Annotated in this window: 16 protein-coding genes; 9 read left to right on the plus strand and 7 right to left on the minus strand. The window is 40.1% G+C overall.

What is annotated here, in order from left to right; translation table 11 throughout:
- The first annotated feature begins 70 nt into the window (after positions 1 to 70).
- The 3 genes from TW85_RS13865 to TW85_RS13875 are packed head-to-tail and all read left to right on the plus strand — an operon-like array spanning position 71 to position 2,935.
- A complete protein-coding gene (locus TW85_RS13865; RefSeq protein ID WP_046017720.1) occupies positions 71 to 688 on the plus strand; it encodes a PAS domain-containing protein in 618 nt (205 codons plus the stop codon).
- 60 nt (positions 689 to 748) lie between these two features.
- Entirely contained in the window at positions 749 to 1,924 is a 1,176-nt protein-coding gene (locus tag TW85_RS13870; RefSeq protein WP_046017721.1) for an aminotransferase class I/II-fold pyridoxal phosphate-dependent enzyme, read from the plus strand.
- Between the two features lie 45 nt (positions 1,925 to 1,969).
- Positions 1,970 to 2,935, plus strand: a complete 966-nt coding sequence (locus TW85_RS13875) for an ornithine cyclodeaminase (RefSeq protein WP_046017722.1) — start codon at positions 1,970 to 1,972, stop codon at positions 2,933 to 2,935.
- Between the two features lie 35 nt (positions 2,936 to 2,970).
- Here TW85_RS13875 and TW85_RS13880 read toward each other — a convergent pair whose 3' ends face one another.
- Together TW85_RS13880 and TW85_RS13885 are read right to left on the minus strand one after the other, a co-directional pair.
- Positions 2,971 to 4,113 carry an aminotransferase class V-fold PLP-dependent enzyme gene (locus tag TW85_RS13880; RefSeq protein WP_046017723.1) on the minus strand — a complete coding sequence of 381 codons (1,143 nt, stop codon included), beginning with the start codon at positions 4,111 to 4,113 and terminating at the stop codon, positions 2,971 to 2,973.
- A gap of 64 nt (positions 4,114 to 4,177) precedes the next feature.
- Positions 4,178 to 4,855, minus strand: a complete 678-nt coding sequence (locus TW85_RS13885) for an ATP-binding protein (RefSeq protein ID WP_084616316.1) — start codon at positions 4,853 to 4,855, stop codon at positions 4,178 to 4,180.
- A 43-nt stretch (positions 4,856 to 4,898) separates the two neighbouring features.
- Here TW85_RS13885 and TW85_RS13890 point away from each other — a divergent pair, with 43 nt between their 5' ends.
- From TW85_RS13890 to TW85_RS25520, 4 genes are read left to right on the plus strand one after another with little or no spacing between them, the layout of a single operon-like run.
- Positions 4,899 to 5,558, plus strand: a complete 660-nt coding sequence (locus TW85_RS13890) for a heteromeric transposase endonuclease subunit TnsA (RefSeq protein WP_046017724.1) — start codon at positions 4,899 to 4,901, stop codon at positions 5,556 to 5,558.
- On the plus strand, positions 5,555 to 7,423 hold the full coding sequence (locus TW85_RS13895) for a Mu transposase C-terminal domain-containing protein (RefSeq protein ID WP_046017725.1): 1,869 nt from the start codon (positions 5,555 to 5,557) through the stop codon (positions 7,421 to 7,423). Before TW85_RS13890 ends, TW85_RS13895 begins: the two co-directional genes overlap by 4 nt.
- Before the next feature lie 8 nt (positions 7,424 to 7,431).
- The gene (locus tag TW85_RS13900; RefSeq protein WP_046017726.1) at positions 7,432 to 8,325 is read left to right on the plus strand and encodes a TniB family NTP-binding protein; all 894 of its coding nucleotides are present in this window, start codon (positions 7,432 to 7,434) and stop codon (positions 8,323 to 8,325) included.
- A gap of 2 nt (positions 8,326 to 8,327) precedes the next feature.
- Entirely contained in the window at positions 8,328 to 9,515 is a 1,188-nt protein-coding gene (locus TW85_RS25520) for a TniQ family protein (RefSeq protein ID WP_052702199.1), read from the plus strand.
- A 405-nt stretch (positions 9,516 to 9,920) separates the two neighbouring features.
- Here the strand turns inward: TW85_RS25520 and TW85_RS25525 are convergent, their stop codons facing one another.
- Both TW85_RS25525 and TW85_RS13915 read right to left on the minus strand, forming a co-directional pair.
- Positions 9,921 to 10,406: a YHYH domain-containing protein gene (locus TW85_RS25525; RefSeq protein ID WP_052702201.1), complete on the minus strand. Its 486-nt coding sequence runs from the start codon at positions 10,404 to 10,406 to the stop codon at positions 9,921 to 9,923.
- Positions 10,407 to 10,762: 356 nt separating this feature from the next.
- The gene (locus tag TW85_RS13915) at positions 10,763 to 12,622 is read right to left on the minus strand and encodes a hypothetical protein (protein ID WP_046017727.1); all 1,860 of its coding nucleotides are present in this window, start codon (positions 12,620 to 12,622) and stop codon (positions 10,763 to 10,765) included.
- A gap of 128 nt (positions 12,623 to 12,750) precedes the next feature.
- On the opposite strand from TW85_RS13915, the gene TW85_RS13920 reads away from it, so the two are divergent.
- On the plus strand, positions 12,751 to 13,869 hold the full coding sequence (locus tag TW85_RS13920) for an AAA family ATPase (RefSeq protein ID WP_052702203.1): 1,119 nt from the start codon (positions 12,751 to 12,753) through the stop codon (positions 13,867 to 13,869).
- A gap of 12 nt (positions 13,870 to 13,881) precedes the next feature.
- Entirely contained in the window at positions 13,882 to 16,092 is a 2,211-nt protein-coding gene (locus TW85_RS13925) for a S8 family peptidase (RefSeq protein WP_046017729.1), read from the plus strand.
- A 656-nt stretch (positions 16,093 to 16,748) separates the two neighbouring features.
- Here TW85_RS13925 and TW85_RS13935 read toward each other — a convergent pair.
- The 3 genes from TW85_RS13935 to TW85_RS13950 form a co-directional block, all read right to left on the minus strand.
- Positions 16,749 to 17,372 (minus strand): DUF4272 domain-containing protein, encoded by a 624-nt coding sequence (locus tag TW85_RS13935; RefSeq protein WP_046017731.1) that lies wholly within the window; start codon positions 17,370 to 17,372, stop codon positions 16,749 to 16,751.
- Between the two features lie 357 nt (positions 17,373 to 17,729).
- Entirely contained in the window at positions 17,730 to 18,194 is a 465-nt protein-coding gene (locus TW85_RS13945; RefSeq protein WP_046017733.1) for a hypothetical protein, read from the minus strand.
- A 1-nt stretch (position 18,195) separates the two neighbouring features.
- The coding region (locus TW85_RS13950; RefSeq protein ID WP_238326217.1) for an RHS repeat-associated core domain-containing protein at positions 18,196 to 19,069 on the minus strand (874 nt) is incomplete at its 5' end.

Genomic DNA, 19,069 nt, shown 5'->3' on the forward strand with positions numbered 1-19,069 from the left:
ACAAATCATCTAAATATAGATAATCTGTACAAATCTAATTTATCTATTGATTAATTTATTGGAAGCTAAGATGTCTGATTCTCTTCAAAATTACAGAGTGTTATGTAAAGCCATTTCACTCTTATTGCCCAATCAACTTGAGGTCGTCATACACGATTTAGACTCAGGCAAAATTGCTCATATCGAGAACCCTTATTCCAACCGAACAATAGGTGATGACTCACTGATTGATGAAGATGAGCTCACCACTGAAATTGATAACAAAGCCATTATTGGCCCTTATTCGAAATCCACCCCAGAAGGTGAAAGCACAAAATCGATTACAAGCGTATTAAGAGATGATGAAGGCGTCGCAACCCACCTACTTTGCATCAATATGAAAACCGGTTTGTTAGCACAATCTGCCAAGCTACTGGCGTCATTAATCGATATTGAATCAGAGCAACAAAGCCCTGCCCTTATGGGCTCAGATTGGCGCGAAAATACAAACCAAATCATAGCTAAAACCTTGGCCGAACTTGGGATGGCAATGCATGCAACAAGCAAAGCAGACAAGCTCAAGATAGTGGCGGCCCTAGAAGCCAATCAGATTTTTCAAGTAAGAGGTTCTAGCGACTATGTTGCCAAGGCTTTTGGCATCTCAAGAGCCAGTTTATACACCCTGTTACGAGATGTTCGACAGCACTGATCGTTCAATTAATGCAACAAATACGCTATTCAACATTTAGCTTAAACGGAGAGTTTGATAATGATGACGTCCCCAAAACCTATGCGTGATTTTTCTTTAGAAGTCTTTTTTTCCAAGTGGGAATTTAAAGCCAAACACCATATGACAGCCTCAGATTTAGAAACCCTGACATTGAGCCAACTATTGGCCATGGCAAGTGAGGAAGACAGAGAAAAGTACGACAACCTCACATTAGGTTATACGGAAACCTGGGGCGCGCCTGAATTACGCGAACTCATCGCGGGCACTTATCAAACCATGCAAAAAGACAATATTCTTTGCCTAGCAGGTGCAGGCGAAGGCATTTATGCCCTAGCAAGATGCTTACTTACAGAAAAAGACCACGTCATAGTGCCTACTCCAAATTACCAAAGCGCTGAGACTATCCCTTTAGCCATTTGCGATGTAACAGGTGTCCCTCTCATCGAAGATAAAACAGGCCAGAGCAAAGGCGGTTGGAAACTGGATATTGCAGGAATTAAAGCCGCTATACGCCCTAATACCAAGCTACTATCAATCAACTTTCCCCATAACCCCACAGGCTATGTGCTGAGCGCAACAGAGCTCGAAGACGTCATCACTTTATGCCGAGAAAATGATATCTACCTTTTCAGTGATGAAGTTTACCGTGGGGTCGAGCTCAATTCAGATGATCAAATGCCACAAATAGCCGATCTCTATGAAAAAGGTATTTCCCTTAATGTCATGTCTAAAGCCTATGGATTACCCGGCCTTAGAATTGGCTGGATCGCCTCACAAGATAAAGAAGTACTTTTAAAAGTAGAGCGTTATAAGCATTTCTTGTCTATTTGTAACTCAGCGCCTTCTGAGCAATTGGCCATCATTGCCTTAAAAAACAAAGACGCGATTTTAGCTCGCAACCTTAACTTGATGCAGCGTAATGTAGCAGAGCTAGAACAACTTTTTGCGGACTACCCTGGCATCATTGATTGGCAGCGTCCTTTAGGTGGTTGTGTGGCCTTCCCTCGTTATATTGGCCCTGGCAATGTGGAAGACTTTTGCAAATCACTCCTTGAAGAAAGCGGTATCTTACTATTGCCCGCCTCAATTTATGCCTCTGACTTGAATGAGGTATCTAAAGACAGATTCCGACTTGGTTTTGGTAGAGACAAGGTATTCACTGAAGGCCTCAAAGCCATGCGCCAGCACTTTGAAGCTAACTTCTCCAACCTGTAGCCCTCAACCTGTAACCCAGAGATTCAGGATTATAAGGAGACTAAGATGCACGTTATTCCGTTAGCAGATATTCGCCCAGCTTTATCTTTTACAGCAGCAATAGATGCCGTAAAAGAGATCTTTATTGATTATTCAAAGGGCTTAATTGAGCAGCCTGAGCCAATGCAGATTCTATTTAAAGAGTCCAATGGTGCTTTTTTTGGTGACTGCCATGTTAAGGCGGCTCAACATACTCAGCAGCCTTATTTTGTCATCAAGGTGGCCTCTGGTTTTTATCAGAATACGGCAAAAGGCCTTCCGGCTAACAATGGCTTAGTGCTTGTGATGTCTGCACAAACAGGCGTCCCCGTAGCATTACTCCAAGATGAAGGCTGGCTAACTCAGGTTCGTACAGCGGCAGCAGGTGCCTTAGCGGCTTCTTTAAAGCCTGTATCCAAGGATGCTTGTTTAGGCTTAGTCGGCGCAGGCACCCAAGCTTATCTACAAGCCCAAATGATTAGCCAAAAGCTAGGCATCAAAAAAGTGGCTATCTATGCTCGAAAGCTAGAAGAAAGCCAATCCTTCAAACAAAGGCTCGAAGCAGAGTCAGGGATCACAGTCGAAGTTATGCAAAGTGTACGAGAGGTGTGTCACACAAGCCAAATACTGGTCACTGCCACACCTTCAAGTACTGCACTGGTTCAAGCAGAAGACCTTCCTAAAGAACTTCATATTGTGGCGGTTGGGGCTGATAGCCCGGGGAAATCTGAAATCGCGCCAGATGTACTGGCTAACGCCGATATTCTGGTCACAGATAACCATGAACAATGCCTACACCATGGGGATTTTGGGAATGCGGTACGCGCTGACGCAATTGCTGAAGACAGTGATATTGAGCTAGGGCATTTACTTGCAGGCAAGAGGGACGATATCGACTTTGCTAAGGTCAATATCAGTGTCGTAGACCTCACAGGCATTGGCGCTCAAGATCTTGCGGTAGCAAGCGTGGCCGTTAATAAACTCGCTTTATAATTTTTTGCCGCTTAGCAAACAAAAAACCAACGAGATTAAGCTAGGTTATTGATGGTTTCAGCCATTTTAACCAAGCTCTTTTGGTTCATCTTTTTCAGACAAGGCAAATAAACTAAATCCGCTAATTTACCTGCGGTATTTGCCTTTTCTGCATCCTGATGAATTAACAGTAAGTTAGTACGATCAAACGCATCAAAGCCTTGCAGCCTCAAAGCACTCATTAAGGCTGCGCTATTCTGGCTTCTCACTGCGAACAACCAGAAATGCGTACTCTCATCCTTCGTATACTCTTGATGCACATAGCTTTTATTCACAAAGCTAATATGAGAATCCAATAACTTAATAAGACTCTCATACTTGTTCTCACCTTGTAATTCTACAGGCTGTTCTTTTTCGATCAGCATGCGCTTCAAGCTTGAACAAGGCTGAAACCGAACAGACTCAATGTCAAATGGCCCTGAGTTTGTTTGCGATAATCTGTTTACTACAGAAGTGAGCTTATCCCCCAATAAACGAGAGATAAGTGAATAGACTTGTTTATGCAAAAGTAGATGAAATAGATAGAACTTTATCACCTTGGAAACATAGGTTAATTCAGCTTGTTTAGGGTAAGAAAGCAAGGTTTGCTGCATTCGTTTTAACAAAGCTTTGTCTTTCAAATAGACGATACCACCACCCACAAGGCTAGCCGTTTTTAGTGGTCCAAAACTGTAAAACGCCGCATCACAATAGGAAGAATGCCGTTTTAAGTTCCCTTGGTAAGCTTGAGATAAATCTTCCACCACAAACACACCTTTGGCCTGAAACTTTTGAATCAGAGCATCAATATTTTTATAACCACCAAAAAGCTGTGCTATCACGACCAGTTTAGTATTTTCATCCAAATACTCATCAATATCAGCGTCAATATCCAAGTCGTCATCCAGTGAAATCAATTGAATACTTTTGTGGTTTGCTTCAACCACATCCACCATGCCTTTAATATTCACTTCAGACATAAGTATCTTGTGCTCAGAGGTTAACCCAAGACTATTAATCAAAAGATCAAAGCCCGATCGCACAGAAAAGCAGGCTAAATAGCCTTCTTGATCGAATCCAGCCCCCTCTTTATCTTTATTAAAGAGGATATTTTTAAATATTTTAGCGAAGGGAATATCGAGCGTTTTCCTTGGGTACATAGCTGTATTTTTCCATCATGTCAGCGATTAGGCGGTAAGCTGAAAAACTCATCTTAGCGCTAACCTACCCCTGCCCTATCACTTTCGCAAGTTTCTGCTCCATTTTACGGTAGGCGAGAGACTCCATAAGATGCCGACGCTCTACCAGATCAGCTTGGCTTAAATCAGAGAGAGTAAGCGCTACTTTTAGCACTCTATGATAGGCCCTTGCGGATAGGCCTAACTTGTCTAACGCCCCTTGCATAAAAGCTTTATCACTTTCATTTAAGGCACAAATTGCTTCTAATTCACGGCCATTTAGCTGAGCATTTAAGCAGCCTTGGCGTGCTCTTTGTCTTGTAACAGCCTGCTCGACCCGCTCTCGTATAGAAGCACTGCTTTCCCCCGTTTCGCCAGCGTTTACCAAGACATTGGAAGGCAAAGGTGGCACCTCTACATGGAGATCGATCCGATCTAAGAATGGCGCTGAGAGTTTACGCAAATACCCTTGGCTGGCCCTTGAACCATAATAATCATCCCCTTGATAAGCTTCATTGCTCGCATTCATAGCGGCGACCAATTGAAAGCGAGCGGGATAGCAAACTTGCCCTCGTGCCCGGGACAAATGAATTTCACCGTTCTCTAAAGGTTCTCGAAGCACTTCTAACACTTTACGGTCGAACTCAGGCAACTCATCCAAGAATAAAACGCCACAATGAGCCAAAGAGATTTCACCTGGCTTAGGGACAGATGTAAGAAACATTAATAAGTGATAATATTTATTATAATTCTAGAGGTAATTGATAATGAGTAATATAACCAATCTCTCATCCGTTAGAAAAATTGGTATTACAAACCGGAGTGTATCCGGCGTTGTACCCAAAATCGGCTCATATGAATCCTCTCTAGAGCGCGACTTTATGGAGCTGTGGCGATTCGACGACTCTGTCAAAAGCATAACCCCACAGCCTCTAACCATTCGCTATTCTGACAAATACAATATTGCGCGAAGCTATACTCCCGATGGCCTTCTAATATTTCAAGATTATTTGGAACACAAACCTGTTCTATATGAAATTAAATACAGGGCTGACTTTAGAGATAGCTGGAAAAGTCTACTACCCAAATTCAGAGCAGCTAAAACTATGGCACTAGCGAGAGGTTGGGAATTTAAGGTTTTCACTGAGGTCGAGGTGCGAACCCCTTATTTAGATAATATAAAGTTTTTGTGGCGATATAAAGACCTTAACGTCGAATCTGAGATGGCATTACACATTCTGACTGTTCTCAGTGATCTTCAGGAAGCGGACCCAGATTTACTTATTGCAGCCTTATGCAACACCCCAAGGAATAAAGCCACAATGATTCCTATAGTTTGGTACTTAATCGCCAACTTTAGGATTGGCTGCGATCTCAATGTTCCGCTCACAATGCATAGTAAAATTTGGACACAGGAGGAAATATGATATCTATAGTCCCTGGTAAGCTTGTGTACTGGAGAGGAGATGGTGCAATCGTCATTGAAATTAAGAGCTTTTCCCGCCTCTTAATTCGACTAATCGAATCAGGAAAAACTGAACAGGTGGACGTTCAAGATATTGCTTTAAAGGTTTCTTCAGAATCACCAGCACATACCCATTTGTTGGCAAAAGACAAAGAGTGGGAGCTAGCAGTTGAGCGTTATGAAATCATTAAACCTTTACTTTTATTGAAAAAGCGTACAGCAGAGAGTGTACAAACAGTCGCTAGAAAGAGTAACAAGGGTGTTGCAACGATATACCGTTGGCTTAAAACCTATGAAGAAACTGGCTTAGTCTCTTCCTTATTAAGACAAAAGCGATCTGATAGTGGTACGTTAAAACTTGATCCTGAGGTCAATGAGCTCATTGATTCGTATATTCAGAATCACTATCTCAAACAAGAGCGGAAATCGATTACTAAAGTATTCACTTTATTAAAAAGTGAGTGCCAGAAGCTTGAGCTTCCTGTTCCTCATAAAAATACTGTCTATGCCCGTATCAAACAGCTAGACAGGAAAAACACTTTCAAATCTCGATTAGGTGCAAAAGCAGCCAAACAGAAATATGATCCGAAGACGGGGTCCTTCCCTGGAGCAGATTACCCTAACTCAGTCGTCCAAGTGGATCATACGCCCGTTGATATAATCGTAGTTGATGAGCAACACAGACATCCAATTGGGCGCCCATTTCTTACAATTTGTTTAGATGTCGCGACGAAAATGATAAGTGGCTTCAAGATGACACTTGACCCTCCAGGCTCGTCTTCAGCAGGCCTTTGTCTATCTCAAGCAATTCTTCCGAAAGAAAATTGGCTAGCCAAACGCGATATAGATGCAGAATGGCCTATCTTCGGAAAGATGCAAAAAATTCATGTCGATAACGCAAAAGAGTTTCGTGGTGATATGTTGAAACGTGCCTGCCAACAACATGGAATTATTCTAGAATTTCGTCCCCGCGGACAACCTAACTATGGGCCTCATGTAGAAAGAGCATTTCGGACATTCATGCAAGAAGTACAAGACTTGCCTGGAACGACGTTCTCCAATGTACAAATGAAATTAGATTACGACTCTGAAGGTAAAGCCTGTATGACCTTATCAGAACTTGACCTCTGGTTTTCAGTCTTCGTTGTATACTGCTACCACCATCGTCCCCACCGTGGAATTAGCAACATACCTCCCATAAAACTATACTCAGAAGCAATTTTCGGTAGCAAAGATAAACCAGGAATTGGTTTACCGTTTCCAATTGAAGACGAAGAAACATTACGCTTAGATTTTACTCCTTATATCAAACGCTCTATCCAACCACATGGTGTAGAAGCCGATTATATTTTTTACTACTCAGATGCTTTAAGAAAATGGATTGGAACTCCCGACGAAGATACCCCAAATAAATCCAAGAAGTTTATTTTCGCTCGTGACCCTAGAGATATTAGTCACATATATTTTCTCGATCCTGACTCAAAAAGATATGTTCCAATTCCATATCTTAATTCCTCACACCCTTCAATCAGTCTCTGGGAACTCAAAGCAGCTAAAAAGTTAGTAGTAGACAATGAAGCATATGCAATCGACGAAGAAACTATATTTCGAGGAATCGAAAAGCTTCGAAAGATTGAAGAAGAGGCGATTGAAAAAACTCGTCTAGCTAAACAACAGCGTGCGACGGAGAAAAGAAAACGCCGCCAAGCAGAAAGGCGTAGAAACTGGCAAGTCGAACACAACGTGAAACCTTCTATAGAAATTAATGATGAACTCACTCCAGAAGAAGATGAAATCCTACCATTTACTGATATTGAATTATACTAAGGTGAGCTATGTCTAATTACCCTCATTTACACTCATCCTGCAAGCAAAAAGTTCTTCTCTCGATTGAAGAAAGAATACAAGAAATATCCTCACCTAGGTGGATCGGATATCCAAAAGCACGCGAGATACTTCAACATTTTGAAGACATCTACCGACATCCACGAGTAGCAAGGATGCCAAATTTGATGTTGATAGGCAGGACTAATAATGGAAAAACAGATCTTGTAAATAAGTTTTGTCAATCTCACTTGCCAGACAATGAGTCAGATTATGGTCGCATTATAATTCCTGTAATGTATGTTCAATCTCCACCGTCGCCCAATGAGTCAGACCTATATGCATCGATCCTATCATCACTCTATGAGAGGGTACCTGCAGCCTCTGTGTCAGCTAAAAGAACGCGAACAGTTCAAGTTTTGAAGGATATAGGTCTTAAAGTTCTCTGTATTGACGAACTGCACAACTCTCTTGCTGGCTCCACCTTAAAGCGACAGCAATTCTTGAATGCACTAAAATATCTTGGAAATGAACTACGCATTTCTATAATTGCCTGTGGTACGGAAGATTTACTAAGAGCAACAAGTACAGACCCACAAATTCAAAACCGCTTTCAACCAATCTTTCTTCCAAAATGGAAACTAGATAAAGGCTTTAGGCAACTATTAAGAACTTTCGAATCAATTACCCCCCTAAAAGAAGAATCAAATCTACATAGTGGTTTGTTGAGTAAAAAGATCTATGCCTTTTCAGAAGGGAGTATCGGAGAGCTATCCATGCTTCTCAATAAAGCTGCTACATTCGCTCTAAAAAATGGAGAGGAGAAAATTACCCCAGAAACCATTTCTAACTGCGGTTTTACTCCGCCATCAGACCGAGTTAGGGATACGGGAATAGCTCTTTAGTTATGCTTCTACCGCTTCATCCAAAACCATTCAAGGATGAGCTTCTATCTTCATGGGCTACAAGGTTAGCTATCGAGAACGGTATGTATTCTCATGCCTTATACAAAGGGGTCTTAAACTTAGATTCCTCAATCTTTACTAGAGACATTGATCGACTATATATCCCTGAATTAATTAATAAGCTTGAGGTAAAGACCAAACAAAATGCTGAGCAAATTAAGAACCTAATGCTTACGAGCTTTGAAGGTCAACTATTCGAAAAAATAAATTCAAACGGGTTCACTAAATGGATACTACCTCTTGGAATTTACCATAGAACACGAAAAAAGCATGGAATTCAGTATTGCCCTCAATGCTTAAAGGATTCTTCGACAGCTTACTTCAGAAAACACTGGCGCCTCTCTTTCTGCTTATTTTGTGAAAAGCATCAGTGTTTACTAAGGGACAAGTGCCCTCACTGTAATAACGTTATCGATTATCAACGCAGAGGCATAGGTAGCCAACAATACGAAACACCAGCAACAGACCTGTCCCTATGCTCCTTTTGTGAGCGGCCCTTATGGCAGGGGAATAATCGCAAAATATCATCAGAGTTGGAGCCTTATATCGGATTGTGCCTTCACTTTACTAAACAATTTACAAAAGGAGAGCCTTGCTTTCCTTCTCTAAACCAACCTCTAGCTTTGCAAGAGTTCAATGGTTTATGGGAATTAATAGCCGGCCTAATGAAAAGGCGCTATTTTGAGGGTGGTATAAAGACAAAAATAAAGGAGATCCTCAATATTGACATTGCCAGCAGTATAGATCAGAAATCTCACCCTAGTTTTGAACTACGCTCTAGTGAAGAAAGACTAAAAATCCTAATTACTGTATTGTGGCTTCTAGATGATTGGCCAAATCGTTTAATTACACTATCTGAAGGAACAATTTTTTCCAAATCCGCATACTCTGACTTTGACAGGCCTTTATGCTATTGGCTGAGACAAGTTATTTTTTCAGATTTAGATAAAAGCATTTATACAGCAAATATAGAAGAACTGAATAGTATTGTTAAATACCTCAAGAAACATAGAATCCCTACAACCGATAGAACAGTTAGTCTATATGCAAACATGTATGTTGGCACACTCAGAAAGAAAGTTGGTTTTGTAGCAAATTTATCTAACCCAACGTTTCCCAAAAAAACCTAAATAACCCAAACGACTTGACGCGGCTTTAGCGCTGTTTTTCTAGTTTTATAGATTCAATGCTATCTCCTATATCATCACAGGTAATGAAGATAAGAATTCAAAGCCAGATTTTACCTCAATAGCATTAATGGATTCAAAGCAGCTATTTGTTTGGTTGAATTGCTTTTAATACTTTATGAGGAGTAAGAAAAGAAATCGCACCTTCTTGCCAGAAGGTATAATCCCCTCTCTGAAGACTTCAAAGTGTAGTTGTAAGCGATTGCATATCCTTGCCTACATTGCACAAAACCGGAATGTTGCGCTACTCCCAATGACAAGATAAGTATTCACAAGCTTCTGGAGCATAACTAATTAGATAAAATCAAACAAATTAGCGCCTTCATTATATAAATCGATAGTAAACACCTACGGAAAATAAAGTTTAATCCTTGACTTCAATAGGGTAAGACTCTTTTTAGAAAACACTTGATTACTACTGTTCGAATGTTTTAAGCGATATAACTCTAAAGCTCGCTTAGTTTTTTCTCCAGCAATGCCATCAATCACACCAATATCGTATCCTAACAAGTCAAGGTAAGTTTGGAGTTGAATAATATCTGTTGTAGTGAGATCTGAACTAATTTGAATAGTGGCTTTCTTAGAAAGAGAATTAACCTTGTTGCTTGATGTTCTAATTATATCCTTCTTTATAGGTTTAGTAGCATTAATACCACTTTTGCTAGAAGAGTTTCTTGAGGCACTATAGCCAGAGGAGCGATGACAATGATAACCACCTGTTTTTCGTTCATTATGGCAGCCTGAGGAGTTTAAACGGCCACCGTGTGCGCTAACTGTACTAGACGTAAAAGCCATCAAAGAAAATAAAACGAGAGCAAATGAAAAACCTTTCATAGAAATCCTTTCTAAATATTATATTTACGTCATGTTTTTAAACCACTGTGATTTACAATACTTGAAAACAGCTAAATAACAAAATCCTTTATAGTAATCATTTCAAGAGAATAAGCAGAGATCAAAGTTGATACCTTGCAAATAGGTTACAGCATTAATCTACTGCACATAAGAGATAGCAATCATGGAATAAGTGAAATTTAGTCTAGAGGCTTATGTTAGCCTCTAGACAGACTATTGTTGTTTTTAAACAAAAGTACATTAATAGTTCAAAGACGCTCCAAACATTAAAGTATTACCTAACTATTTAATTAACTCAGCCTAAAAAGAAAAGATGCTGAAACGCCTTTTTTAATCTATATGACCGCTAAGTATTTATTCACCTCACTTAGAACACCTTTACTAAGGACCTCAGCCCATTTGGCCAATTTTTCTTCAGATAGCAAATCTGTATCAGAGATAAATTCAGGATGACTAAAACCTACATGAGAATATTCTGAGAAATACTGCGCAGATCTTGCTCGAGCTTTTTCACTCCTCCATCCATGAGACATTTTTGGCCATCGATTTTTAACCGCTGTCATTTCCAAAAAGATCTTAAAATCTGATTCAGACATATATTCGAAGTTGTTTCTGATAATTCCTAAAGTACTTCGTCCAAGTTCAGATTTTTTCAGTTCCATTTCAGCCAAATAAATAAATCTATCTGGCGCAATACAGATTTCTAACCACACAATTTGTCGAAGACGTCTAGAACCATTATCTTCTATGGTTCGCCAAGAGTGCCTTCTAGATCGAGATGGCAAAAATGTAGTCACTATCTCTCCATATTGCTCCAAAACAGACTCGCAGCCTCGGGACGCAACCTCCCAGCCCTTGGCACTATTATATACCCTCATGTAAGGGATCAGACGAACAAAATCAGTGATCAGACGATCAATTTCGTACACATGAGAATCGAAATCTTTTTTATGAAGAGTATTTTCGTTGGTATCTGTTTCAACAACATCTTCATAAGAATAGCAAATGGATTCTCCTTCTGCCCCTTGACCATAAACAGGATCATTAACCTCTCCTGTCGCAGTATGAATAAAGTCCACATCATTCATAGCAGTAAAGCGATTACTTGAATTCAGAACCGCAACTCCACCCACAAATACATTAGGATCTTCATCGGTTTCAGGCAATGCACTTTCCCCGTCAAATGGACTGTCAATAAAGTCATCCGAATCACCTATTTCAGGAGACCAAGGTTGAGCTTCATCCAAGCTTCTATCACTAGATATTTTGACGGAAAAAGACTCTTTATGATCACAATTAATAATATTGGCAGCAAAAACTGCCCATGTATCTTTTTTCCCATCCATAAAATATCGAAACCGCTTTCCACAAACAGTTAATGTCGTACTATCTGAAAATGGAAACCTCGATTTTAATGAAAAGGGAGCTCTTCCAGCAGAAAAATTTGAAGCTAATTCTGCTGTGGTGATTGACTCAGGATCATCATCTTCAACTAATCGTTTTTCTATTGCAGTTCTCTTGATATGGTCCGAGGAACACTGGAACCAGGCTTTTCCTTCTTCAGTATCATAACCTCGGTAAGCTACGAACTGCTCAAGACGACTAAGTCGCGTCTTAACTCTCAAATGAGGTTTTTCCCAACAAAAGTATTGAGAAATATCGTTGGTTAATACTTTATTAATGAAGCCACTACTTACGCCAATATAGAAACGATATAACTCAACACAAGGAACAACTAAGAAATCAGTAAGATTACTATTAAGTACAGGGACAATTGCATAAATAGACTTTTTAGAAAGCCCCTTCAGATTCTTACCAAGTTTTATAGCTCTATCGGGGACTGCCGATGGATAATCAATACCGTTTAAATGGATATTATCTCCCGCATGAACAAATTGAATTTTAGAGGTATCAACCTCAAACGTATTTTCAAAAGCGCTAAGACGACTTATGCGCTTTCCGTGCTCCCAACATGAGCCAATTAAATACTCTGAAATGCGATTAAGTGGCTCTTTTATCCATTTCTGTTCACCAGTCTGAACTCCCTTAACCAATGGACTATTCAAGCCTACGTCTTGAATCTGAGATAACGAAATAAAAATTTTGGGAATTCCATATGCTGAAAGCTCAATTCCACCGAAGGCATCAACTCGCCAAATTCCTTTCTCAAACTTTAGTTTTCTTGATTCAAACAATTTACACGACCTCCAAAATGACTAATTTTCAAAATAATACAAAATCTAGCCATAGTCAAAGTACTTTAAAATCATTACATATACATATATAATGACTAAATATTCAAAAAATCAAAAAAGTAGTCAAGATGAAATCTGAAATAGATATAGTTACCCTATCCAAGCTCGCGCTTTCAGGAAAAGAAGCAGACATTAGAATGTACCTAGCAAAAGCCGTACGAAAGCTTCGAACAACAGACCCAGAAACAAGTAAAAAAATAGAGGCCTTACTAAAAGACAATCCGGCTAGATCGAATGAAGTACTGCGCAAATCAATAAATGACAATCATAACTCAAGCGTTCTTGGTACATCTGGCGATAGCGCTATTCCGTTGCTAAAATCATTTTCTGATAACATCGCAAATTACCCATCTCCAATTTTATCTACATCACTAGAAGAGCAACTATCGCAGATAATTAAAGAAAGGAAACACGCTCAAGTACTATCTAAATTAGGACTAACACCATGCAGCTCAATCATTTTTCAAGGCCCGCCTGGAGTAGGAAAAACAATGACAGCTAATTGGCTAGCCTCTCAACTTCAACTACCTTTCTACACTCTAGATTTAACTGCAGTAATGAGTAGTTATCTAGGAAAGACTGGCAGTAACCTTAGAGCAGTTATCGATTTTGCAAAGTCACACCCATGCGTGCTACTACTCGATGAAATTGATGCAATTGCCAAGAAGCGTAGTGATGATGCCGATGTAGGAGAACTAAAAAGGCTCGTTACAGTTATGCTTCAAGAGCTAGAAAGCTGGCCTTCGACAGGACTATTAATAGCAGCGACAAATCACCCAGAACTAGTAGATCCAGCTCTTTGGAGGCGCTTCGATTTAGAAGTAAGCTTCTCTCTTCCATCAACAGAGCAAACAACGCTAGCCATTAATAACTTTCTTGGAGACGACCTAGAGCATTTTAGCCACTGGATACCTCTATGCATTCAAGCTTTCAAAGGAGACTCATATAGCAATATAAAAAAACGCATACATAAGCTTAGAAAAATGCGTATTTTAGAGCCTAATTCTTTTGAAAAACAGATAATCAAGAACTTACTCTCCAATACAGAAACAATGACTAGATCTGAACGTATCGACCTTGCTACACGTCTTGTATTGGAGTTTAAAACATCTCAAGTAAAAGCTTCAGAGCTCACTGGGGTAAGTAGAGATACAATTCGAAAGAAGCTAAAGGAAAACCAAAAATAAGGGATCGCTGTAATGACTAAAAATAGAAACTATTTAATTGGACACGCTGAAGCTCTAACAAAATTAACACCCCCACCAAAAATAAATCCAGACACCAGCGAGCTATATAACATTAATGAAGTTTTAAGTCGATTATCTCCACAATTCAAGGAAACGGCCAAACAAATTGAAAAGCTCCCATCAGAATTTTGTCCTAAAGACTATGCAGTTACTAAACTGACCCTACACCCTTCTTATATTGCAAAAGGACATTTCCCTAATAAATTATTACGCGAGATGAGTAGCCGTACCATTGGTAGCAAGAGCGTAAAGGTAAAACCTGATAAATGGACAAAAAAAGGTCCTCCAATCATTTCACCAACAACCTGTATATTCATAGCAGGCAAACGGTCACAACTAAAAACGTTCTCCGAGAAAATCGATCATTTTAGTAGTGAAACTCCTGGAGCAGACGATTTATCTAAAATTTGGAGTATTTCGACAATTCAGCCAGAAGAGAAGATAAAAAGAGGTTTAGGCCATGAAAAAAAAGGCTTTTATGAAGCCGGATTGCACCTAATCCCAGGAACCTCCTCTGACTTTATTAAAAAATCATTTATAGATTTTGCGAACAGCCTAGGCTTCAAAATTGCTGAAGAGTTATCAATAACTACTTCAAATATTTGGTTCGCTCCATTTTCAGGGCCAGAAGAAAAACTAGTTACATTAGCAAATCACTCTTTTTTAAGAGTGTTGAGACCTATACCTCAACTGAGATCTTTTATTCCGAACTTTAAAACTTCTGGAGTAAAATCTAGCATTCCTATGCCTAACGCTCTACCAATCGCCAATGACGTAAATGTGGCTATTTTAGATGGAGGCATTCCAGATAACTCCAATCTCTCACCTTGGGTTACCAATTATGTAAAATCTGATCCCGAAGCAAACAGTTTAGAAGATGGAATCCATCATGGCCAGGGAGTAACTTCAGCATTCCTCTTCGGACCATTAGAGCCAAACCAGCAGGCAGCTCAACCTTTCACATACGTAGATCATCACAGAATATTAGACTCATCAATGGAAAGTGACGACCCTTATGAACTATATCGAGCATTAGGGCATATAGAAGACATTTTACTGTCTCGTCAATATGAATTTTTAAACCTCAGCTTAGGTCCTGTACTCTCAGTTGACGATGACGACATACATCCGTGGACATCTTTGATAGACACCTACTTAGCTGACGGCGAGACCTTTATGACTGTTGCAGCAGGCAATAATGGAGACTTAAATAGTGAGTTGGGACTTAACAGAATACAGGTTCCTTCTGATAGCGTAAATGCAATTGCAGTAGGCGCTACCACTTCAACTAGTGATATGTGGACGCGCGCTCCCTATAGTGCAATTGGACCAGGCAGAGCTCCAGGAAGAGTAAAACCAGATCTGGTAGCATTTGGAGGTACACTCAACGAGTATTTTCATATTCTAAGCAATTCATCAAACAATGAATTAGTTCCCGTACAAGGCACAAGCTTCGCTGCACCATATTTACTTCGTAAAGCAGCTGGAATAAGAGCATTAATGGGACACTCAATATCGGCCGTAGCTTTAAAAGCACTATTAATTAATAGTGCGAGTAAAAACGCCCATGATGAAAAAGAAGTTGGATGGGGTAAAGCTCCTGACAACATCGAATCATTAATAGAATCTCCTGATGGAGTTGCTAGAATTCTTTATCAAGGAGAGTTGCAGCCAGGAAAATATCTAAAAGTTCCAGTACCTCTGCCCGAGAATGGAATATCAGGGAAAGTAATGATCCAAGCAACCTGTTGCTTTGCAACACAGATAGACACTCAAGACTCTTCAATGTATACAAAAGCTGGCGTAGAAATATCATGGAGCCCAAAAGCAGGAGAAAAGAAAGAATCTTTTTTTAGACAACAGAAAAAAGCTACAGAAGCAGAACTAAGAAAGGATGCTGCTAAATGGGAAACAACACTACATGCAGAGTTAAGTAAATATGGCAAATCGTTAGACGATCCATACTTTGAAATTCATTACATGGCAAGAGACTGTGGCGCCGCAATAGGAGGGAGCAAGGCTCCATCTATTAAATACGCCTTTGTAGTAACATTAATAGCTCAAAAACACAGAACCATATTTAGTGACATCATGAGCAAATACGATGGAATTCTGACGAAAATCAAGCCTAGAGTTTCAATCCCAGCCCGAGTTCGTGTTTAAACCCAATAGGCAAGCTTTAATTCAATACTAAGGCCTGCCTACTTTCTTGAACCAATAATGGCACCTCCAAAAAACTTAAACGCAAGTTTATAGATCACGTGAAAAGATCAAAAATAGACTTGAATAGACTTGAATAGACTTCACTACTTATATTTTCAGGTTAGCGAACAATTCTCTCAACTTAATAACTACAATTGTTATCAGATCTTACCCGTATTGAAGCTCTACTTTTTTCTACAGATTTTTTCGCTTCCTTTATAGAGACAGCAAGACCCTGTAACGGATCACTAGCGCATTTAAATCGCTCACTACGCATTATTGCAAGCTTTTTTAACGCCTTTATACGACTCTGCATATCATCATTTTTATTTTCTAACATCATTATGAATATAGCATAATTTCTTAAACATATTAGATCCTAGATTGCAGTAATAACTGACACACTCGGTATAGATAAGAGAGTCAGTTGCCTATAGGCTTCAAGTTCTCACACCATCGACCAAGCTACCTTAGTAACACGACCAAGTATATCCACCTCTGTGGCTGTGGTTTGGCCGTTGATATCCGTATAGCTAAATACCAGTCACGGCGAAGGGATTCGGGAAGGCAGGCGGATAAGGGATAAAAAAAGCACGTGTGAGGCTGGCTTTATACGTTTAAGTATCTAGGCCTATTTCATCCCAATCAGTAGTGCTTAGCATCCATTCTAAAGCCCTACGTCTCTCGATAATAACGTGGCCGCCTACGTCACCAGGCAGCTCTCTAGTATTCATGCCTGAATCAACAATTGCCCAATGAAGGCAATAAGATAAATCACAAGCAGATATTATTTTATCAATGGAACGGACTACAGACTGAGCTTTATAGTCTGAAGTGCTTTTACCATTTTTAATATCAGGGAAGCGTCTAATTAATGTGTTGTCGCAAACAGAATCAAAAGGTATCGATTTAACAACCCCCAATACCCAAGCGAAAGCATTTAGCCCCTCCACTTGCGACTGAAAATAAGCAGTATCACCCTCATCATTTTCAATAAAATCTCTTTCTGACTCGCTCAGATATTCAATGCAGCCTTCCTGCTCTAACCATTGGATAGCCGAAGACTTATCGAAACCGTAAGAGCTAGCGATGACAGCAAAAAGCGCCAAGCTACGAGCCACAATTTCTTCCTGTGGCCGCAGCTCTAAATCATCATCGAGTAATGGCAGGGCTGGGTTAACTTCGTAACCCAGCTTTTTGGCACTAGCTAATGATTTTTTTCGTATCTTTTGAAAATCCATAATGTCCTTCAATTAAAAGTGGTCGGCGAATCCACCTGTACCATCTTTGTGTAAGTCATTTTGAAGATTCTTGTCTCGATGCACTTCCTTACGCAACAACTGCATTGATCCGGAGTTACCTTTCGGGTGATGCCACTCTGTCCTAGGTGGATTTTTCAAACCGCTTTTACCGGACTTCATATGCTGGAGAACATCCTTACCAAGAAGTTCATTCATTCCTTGTGCAAAGTTTGCGTCACCTTCCAACGCGTTAGCGAATTTTTTATTGGCAGAGTTTCTATGAGCACTACGTGTTGTGCCACTTATGGGTGCTTCCGTTAATACCTCGTGGAAACCTCCCTTCTTTGTAACATTACTCTATCTATCAAAATTAACAATCAACGTTTCGCAGCCAGCACCGTCCCCTGTATAAAACAGAGACATACAATATAGAGCCTTCGATAGTGAATCTAGGCTAGTTTCACAAACCCTGTCTGCATCTTCAGAAGGAGTTTGTATGATAAAGATCTTCTCTACATCGTAGCCATACATCAGTAACATTGAAATACAGTTTTCAAAATCAGTCACACGCTCTGGTACCGATTCAATATCATTCCAATCCTCAAACTCCCCTTGAAACTCCTTATCTTGGAATTCAAATAGCTCAACAGGAGCTTTACAGTATAATGCTACATACTCGGATTTTGCTGCGTGGATTTTGTCACTCTTAATAACGCTTCCTCCCCATACCTTAGAGAGGGCACCGCACACGTCATTTTCGCTGACCAGACTATTTTTCCTACTTACAGCTACGATTTGTGTACAATCAAATGGGTAATCCATATCAGTATTTTCCGTTATTTAGATGATTGTAAAGTTGCTTAACGTCTTTTTGCGAAGGAGACGTAACACCACCATTTTTTGTTTTAGAGCCGGTAGTTCCTCTAGGCCCTTTAGGGGTGGTGTTACGAATAGGCTGATGCACATGAGGTGAAATTCCAGCATGAGAATCTGCCCCAAACCTCTTGAATTGCTTTGGCCCGGTCACATCAAACCCTGTTGAGTTTGTGTTAAGCCCGATCTCTTTTTGTTTTGCAGCATTGGAAACATAGCCTTCCAAAGTTCTTTCCCCTGGCTGAGGCTTGTCACCTCTTTTATGGAGTGTACTCTTTGTAACTTTAGGATCTTTAGGATCTTTAGGATCTTTAGAATCCTTTCCATTACCACTCCCTTTACCCTTAGGCCCTGCCGCCTTTTTCGCATCCGCTTCTTTTTTTGCCAGCTTTTCTGCCGCTTCTTGTACCGCCTTGGCCGCTTTACCTATTTTCCTTGCTTCACTTGCACCAGGTATTACATTCGTTGCCCTTTCCCAAGGTGTCAGTTTTTCTCCCGTAAAGAGATCTTCACCAGTCACGGCTCCATAAATATCCGCCGCGATACCTGCTGGCGTAAAACCTACAGCAAAAGAAGCAAGGTCACCCCAACCAAATCCAAAATCTGACGAGCTTGAATCATCACCAGATTTAGGTGAAAACCCATCAGGGTCGGTAAAACTCAGTGGGTTATTGTACACATAAGTATAACGGTTAAATGCTTGTGAGTTAAAGGGATCAGGAACTTTAGGATCCGCACTCACAAACCTTCCCAACTCAGGGTCATACACACGCCCATTCATGTGGATTAGGCCGACATTATCTAGCATTTCATGGCCAGTAAAG

This window comes from Marinomonas sp. S3726, from assembly GCF_000967665.1.
Classification (GTDB): Bacteria; Pseudomonadota; Gammaproteobacteria; order Pseudomonadales; family Marinomonadaceae; genus Marinomonas.

Coding starts and splice junctions, on each gene's coding strand:
- TW85_RS13865 (WP_046017720.1), top strand. CDS start 71: ATGTCTGATTCTCTTCAAAATTACAGAGTGTTATGTAAAGCCATTTCA.
- TW85_RS13870 (WP_046017721.1), top strand. CDS start 749: ATGATGACGTCCCCAAAACCTATGCGTGATTTTTCTTTAGAAGTCTTT.
- TW85_RS13875 (WP_046017722.1), top strand. CDS start 1,970: ATGCACGTTATTCCGTTAGCAGATATTCGCCCAGCTTTATCTTTTACA.
- TW85_RS13880 (WP_046017723.1), bottom strand. CDS start 4,113: ATGTACCCAAGGAAAACGCTCGATATTCCCTTCGCTAAAATATTTAAA.
- TW85_RS13885 (WP_084616316.1), bottom strand. CDS start 4,855: ATGTTTCTTACATCTGTCCCTAAGCCAGGTGAAATCTCTTTGGCTCAT.
- TW85_RS13890 (WP_046017724.1), top strand. CDS start 4,899: ATGAGTAATATAACCAATCTCTCATCCGTTAGAAAAATTGGTATTACA.
- TW85_RS13895 (WP_046017725.1), top strand. CDS start 5,555: ATGATATCTATAGTCCCTGGTAAGCTTGTGTACTGGAGAGGAGATGGT.
- TW85_RS13900 (WP_046017726.1), top strand. CDS start 7,432: ATGTCTAATTACCCTCATTTACACTCATCCTGCAAGCAAAAAGTTCTT.
- TW85_RS25520 (WP_052702199.1), top strand. CDS start 8,328: ATGCTTCTACCGCTTCATCCAAAACCATTCAAGGATGAGCTTCTATCT.
- TW85_RS25525 (WP_052702201.1), bottom strand. CDS start 10,406: ATGAAAGGTTTTTCATTTGCTCTCGTTTTATTTTCTTTGATGGCTTTT.
- TW85_RS13920 (WP_052702203.1), top strand. CDS start 12,751: ATGAAATCTGAAATAGATATAGTTACCCTATCCAAGCTCGCGCTTTCA.
- TW85_RS13925 (WP_046017729.1), top strand. CDS start 13,882: ATGACTAAAAATAGAAACTATTTAATTGGACACGCTGAAGCTCTAACA.
- TW85_RS13935 (WP_046017731.1), bottom strand. CDS start 17,372: ATGGATTTTCAAAAGATACGAAAAAAATCATTAGCTAGTGCCAAAAAG.
- TW85_RS13945 (WP_046017733.1), bottom strand. CDS start 18,194: ATGGATTACCCATTTGATTGTACACAAATCGTAGCTGTAAGTAGGAAA.